At 33.0% G+C, this 2,828-nt stretch carries 3 protein-coding genes and 1 pseudogene; 1 reads left to right on the top strand and 3 read right to left on the bottom strand.

The genetic code is table 11. The features are described 5' to 3' along the window. Positions 1–879: 879 nt before the first annotated feature. Positions 880–1,596 (top strand): DUF4268 domain-containing protein, encoded by a 717-nt coding sequence (locus tag LEP1GSC199_RS10315; RefSeq protein ID WP_002981699.1) that lies wholly within the window; start codon positions 880–882, stop codon positions 1,594–1,596. Positions 1,597–1,633: 37 nt separating this feature from the next. On the opposite strand, the gene LEP1GSC199_RS21810 is transcribed toward LEP1GSC199_RS10315, so the two are convergent. The 3 genes and pseudogenes from LEP1GSC199_RS21810 to LEP1GSC199_RS10305 all read right to left on the bottom strand — a co-directional run. Next, positions 1,634–1,963, bottom strand: a complete 330-nt coding sequence (locus LEP1GSC199_RS21810; protein WP_157356648.1) for an integrase core domain-containing protein — start codon at positions 1,961–1,963, stop codon at positions 1,634–1,636. Positions 1,964–2,021: 58 nt separating this feature from the next. Further along, positions 2,022–2,192 carry a hypothetical protein gene (locus LEP1GSC199_RS21805; RefSeq protein ID WP_232420750.1) on the bottom strand — a complete coding sequence of 57 codons (171 nt, stop codon included), beginning with the start codon at positions 2,190–2,192 and terminating at the stop codon, positions 2,022–2,024. Positions 2,193–2,631: 439 nt separating this feature from the next. Next, a pseudogene (locus tag LEP1GSC199_RS10305) lies at positions 2,632–2,828 on the bottom strand (transposase); the annotation flags it as partial.

The raw sequence follows: 2,828 nt of genomic DNA, 5'->3' as shown, positions 1-2,828 counted from the left end.
ACGCCACGTATGTGTATCAGAACATTCTCATTCGAAAGAAATAATTCTCCTTCGAAGATGAATTGGTTCTGGAGAAATGTTGAACTAGATGAAGATGAAATTTTTATTCTAGAAAATAATGCTAATTATTTATACTTCTACGAAAACTTAAACGAACATTAAAACCTACGTATCAATCCGAAATGAGCCAAATCTTTGATGAATTTTCATTTTCACTTTTTCAGAATCTAGGGCCCATTCTTGTATTAAATGAGATTTATAATTACTTATACAAAAAATATCGAGATTTACAAAAAAATTCCACACTATTAAAGGAATCAGAAAATCTTCGTGAATACAATGAATTATTGCATTCAATAAAACTATTTGATAATGTTATACTTGATGATATTTTTTTTACTCATAAGCAACTAAAATTAGTTCAAATAAAAAATATATTTGGGAAAGAATATAAACACAATTACCTTGAAATTTCAAAACAAATACTGACTTCAAAAAAAAACATAATGTCCTCAATCTATAAAACAAAATTTGACTATTTGCAAAACAAAATAAGTATAAAAATTTCATTTCATAACTACTTAATTCAAGTTGGAATAATCATATTTACATTTATTACACTTCTTTTAACAATATTTAAAAATTAGACTTTAAAACTAAAAAAAACACAGCGCATAACAGCGCCTTAACGCTTCGCTTCGGCACAAGGCCTCGCTCGGCCTACGGCACATAGGCTTCTGGCACTCCACTTGCATACGCAAGTGGAGTGCCAGTCCCTAACGTCCCGTTCCGGGACTCAGGGCCAGCCTACGTCGTTAAGGCTAGTTCGTTATACGAAATTCCGCAAAATCTTTTTTGAAATCAAGAAGGAAATAACAAATGAAAACACTTGGAAAATTTATTAAAATTGATTTACGTGAATTTTGGCCTGACGAAGCAAAGTCATTTACTCCTTGGTTATCTAAACAGGAAAACTTAGTCGTATTGTCAGATGAAATTGGAATAGATTTAGAACTTGAAGGTATTGAAGTTCATATTGGCAATTACAAAGCAGATATTGTATGTAGAGATATTTCAAACGATCAAAAAATAATCATAGAGAATCAATTAGAAAAATCTAACCATGACCATCTAGGAAAGATTATAACTTATGCCTCTGGAATAGATGCCTTTACTATAATTTGGATTTGTAGTCTTATTACTGAAGAACATAGACAAGCAATAGATTGGTTAAATCAAAATACTATTGAAGATATAAGATTTTTCGCAATAGAAATAGAATTGTGGCAAATAGATCAATCCAATCCTGCACCAAAATTTAATATAATATGTAAACCCAATGAATGGGTAAAATCATCTAAAGATCTTAAAATAAATAAAACTTTGACTGAAACAAAACAAATCCAACTAGATTATTGGAATTTTATAATTGATTACTTTAAAAAAAATAAAACCACTCTTAGCTTAAGAAAACCTAGACCACAACATTGGTATTCACTTTCTCTGGGAAAATCAAAATATAGTCTTTCACTGACTGTAAATACAATGAAAAATAAACTAGGTTGTGAAATTTATATCAGAGGAGATGTGTCTTAGTTCAGTGAAAAACAGAATTTTGGGATTCAAAATTAAGCTAAGCAACAAGCCTTATATTAGCCTTTACCGAGTATTGTTTTCTCTTCAATTTTGCTTCAAGTAGTTTTTCTTTTCTTTCTGCTAAAATCTTTTCCTTGCGACCATAAAACACATCCATAGGTGTTACGTAACCGATTGCAGAATGAAGTCTTAGCGAATTGTATTCTTCAATCCATTTACCAACTTCTTCTCTAATTTGTTCGAGTGAATACATTGGTATTTCACGGATTAACTCAGTCTTAATGGTTCCATGAAATCTTTCTAGTTTCCCGTTGGACTGAGGATGATTTACAGAAGTCCGAACATTATGGATAGAAAATTCTTTCAAAATTTGTTTGAATTCCTTAGTCAAGAATTGAGATCCATTGTCAGTTATAGACGAACCGCTAACTTATCGCCTCCAAGCCATTTGTCGCATGCTCCCATAAAACTAACTGTGTATCAAGTGACTCCATTCGGGTACTGATTGACCATGCAAGGACTGCACGTGAAAAACCGTCTAACACTGATATCAAATAAACAAAACTCCCTTTAAAATTGATATATGATATGTCCATATGCCAGTGTTCATGAATAGCTTTAGGTTGATCAAAACCTGTTTTCTTTGAATCTCCCAAGGGCTTTTGCCATCTAGCGGTTTAAACCACAGTCCACCAGAATGCGATATACACTAGAAGGAGACATATATGCTATGTTTTCATCAATCATCATCCATGCCAAAAGAACATATCCTTTGAATGGATGATTTCGTTTGTAATCTTCAACTGCCTTTCGTTCCTCTGGTGTTATCCAATGCGATTTTGGAATTACTTTCTTTGGTGATTTGTTTTTACATTTTCTCCAAACAGTTAACTTGCCTGGATTTACATCTATTTTACTACACAGGTATTTGATGGGGAGACCTGACGCCTCTTTCAGCCGATCTAAGGTATTTACAATCTCATGCTTTAATGCAGTCGAAACATGTAATCTGTCAGAGCTCCCCAGCTTCTTTTTTTAGGTCGATGATCCCCCTGTGAGTTCGGCTATGATTCTGTTTTTCCTCTCCAGTTCCTTTTCATACTTTTCTATCAGTTTCTTGTTTTCATTGGATTCTTTTTGATTCGACCCAGCCAATGCTTCGCGTCCTGCTTCCAATACTATTTTTAACCAATTTTGCATCATGGTTGGATGAATCCGATATTCATCACAGG

The organism is Leptospira vanthielii serovar Holland str. Waz Holland = ATCC 700522, assembly GCF_000332455.1.
Lineage (GTDB): Bacteria > Spirochaetota > Leptospiria > Leptospirales > Leptospiraceae > Leptospira_A > Leptospira_A vanthielii.
This window is presented reverse-complemented; position numbering and strand designations above follow the sequence as displayed.

Excerpts from the sequence above, each read along its gene's own strand:
- LEP1GSC199_RS21805 (WP_232420750.1), bottom strand. The coding sequence starts at position 2,192 with ATGGACATATCATATATCAATTTTAAAGGGAGTTTTGTTTATTTGATA.
- LEP1GSC199_RS10315 (WP_002981699.1), top strand. The coding sequence starts at position 880 with ATGAAAACACTTGGAAAATTTATTAAAATTGATTTACGTGAATTTTGG.